At 52.9% G+C, this 2,032-nt stretch carries 2 protein-coding genes and 1 pseudogene; all 3 read left to right on the top strand.

Annotation, left to right across the window (positions count from 1 at the left end; translation table 11 throughout):
• On the top strand, positions 1-360 hold a 360-nt coding region (locus J5224_RS25740; protein ID WP_264628037.1), incomplete at its 5' end, for an ATP-binding cassette domain-containing protein.
• Complete coding sequence (gene xylH / locus J5224_RS25735; protein WP_264628036.1) at positions 338-1,540, top strand: xylose ABC transporter permease XylH; 1,203 nt, start codon at positions 338-340, stop codon at positions 1,538-1,540. The genes J5224_RS25740 and xylH, both read left to right, overlap by 23 nt.
• Before the next feature lie 130 nt (positions 1,541-1,670).
• A pseudogene (locus J5224_RS25730) lies at positions 1,671-2,032 on the top strand (XylR family transcriptional regulator); the annotation flags it as partial.

Here is a 2,032-nt window from a genome sequence, read left to right as displayed (position 1 = left end):
AAAACGGCCAGCCAGGATTTAGCCATTGCCCGCCTGAGCGGCGGGAATCAGCAAAAAGCGGTGTTGGCAAAATGCCTGTTGTTAAACCCCGATATTTTGATCCTCGATGAGCCTACGCGCGGTATTGATATCGGCGCTAAATATGAAATATATAAACTTATTAATCAGTTAGCCAAAGAGGGAATGGCGATTATTGTCATTTCATCTGAGCTGCCCGAGGTGCTGGGACTGAGCGATCGTGTCTTGGTGATGCATGAAGGGCGCATAAAAGCAGATTTGGTTAATCACGATCTGACCCAAGAGCAGGTTATGGAAGCCGCGCTGAGGAGTGAACAACATGTTGAAAACGCCACCGTCTAATGCTTCTGCCGATACCCTGGCACCTAAACAGCTGGCACGAGCGGGCGAGGCCGTACGCTGGTTCAAGCAGGTAAATCTTCAGGTGTTTGTCATGATTGCTGCGATTGTGGCGATTATGCTGTTTTTCACCTTAATGACCGATGGCTCCTATCTCAGCGCGCGTAATGTGTCTAACCTGCTGCGCCAAACGGCCATTACCGGCATTCTGGCGGTAGGAATGGTGTTTGTTATCGTCTCTGCCGAAATTGATCTCTCGGTGGGCTCCATGATGGGGTTACTGGGCGGATTGGCCGCCATCTTTGACGTGTGGTTAGGATGGCCTCTACCGTTGACTATCGTGGTGACGCTGTTTCTGGGGCTGTTATTGGGTGCATGGAATGGCTGGTGGGTAGCGTACCGTAAAGTGCCCTCATTTATTGTCACTCTTGCGGGAATGCTGGCTTTTCGCGGCATTCTCATCGGGATTACCAACGGTACCACTGTCTCTCCGACCAGTAGCGCTATGGCACAGATCGGCCAAAGCTATCTGCCCGCGGGCGTGGGGTTTACGCTTGGGGTGGCGGGGTTACTGATATTTGTGGCCTGGCAATGGCGTCGGCGGCAAAAGCGAGCCAGTCTGGGACTCAGTGTAACGCGTCCTGCCAGTGATATCGGGCGTCAGGCGGTCATGGCGGTGCTGGTGCTGGGCGCGATTTACCTGCTGAATGACTATCGTGGCGTGCCAACGCCAGTGCTGATTTTGACGCTGCTGATGCTGGGCGGGATTTTTATGGCAACGCGCACGGCGTTTGGGCGTCGCATTTATGCCATTGGCGGCAATATCGAGGCGGCGCGCTTGTCGGGCATCAATGTTGCACGCAGCAAGCTGGCGGTTTTTGCTATTAACGGACTGATGGTGGCGGTAGCCGGGTTGATTTTAAGTTCGCGTTTGGGGGCGGGCTCACCGTCTGCGGGCAATATTGCCGAGTTGGATGCCATCGCCGCGTGCGTGATTGGCGGCACCAGTTTGGCCGGTGGCGTGGGCAGTGTAGCCGGGGCAGTCATGGGGGCGTTTATCATGGCCTCGTTAGATAATGGCATGAGCATGCTGGATGTTCCGACGTTTTGGCAGTACATCGTCAAAGGTGGCATTTTACTGTTGGCGGTATGGATGGATACGGCCACCAAGCGCAAGGGCTGAGTGTCTCTGATGACAGGATGTAAGCGGGTTTCAGGAAACTGGCTGCGGCTCGCATTAATCAGCAAAATATTTTTGCTCACCGTGGGGGTATGCTATTGAGAAGGGCATCTCCACGGCTGGGGCAGTGAATATGTTTGATAAACGCTATCGTATTACGCTGTTGTTTAATGCCAATAAAGTCTACGACCGGCAAGTGGTAGAGGGCGTAGGCGAGTACTTGCAGGCCTCTCAATGCGGTTGGGATATTTTTATTGAAGAGGATTTCCGCTGCCGTATTGATAATGTGAAAGACTGGCTGGGCGATGGCGTTATTGCCGATTTTGACGATCGGGAAATTGTTCAGTCGTTGCAGAGCGTCAGTGTGCCATTGGTGGGAGTTGGCGGTTCTTATCACGATCCTGATGACTATCCGCCTGTGCATTACATCGCGACCGATAATCATGCATTGGTGCAATGTGCGTTTATGCATCTGAAAGAGAAAGGGCTTAATCG

It is taken from the genome of Candidatus Symbiopectobacterium sp. NZEC135, from assembly GCF_025962695.1.
Note: the sequence above shows the minus strand (reverse complement) of the source record. Positions and strands in the feature narration are given on the sequence as shown.

Coding starts and splice junctions, on each gene's coding strand:
- xylH (WP_264628036.1), top strand. CDS start 338: ATGTTGAAAACGCCACCGTCTAATGCTTCTGCCGATACCCTGGCACCT.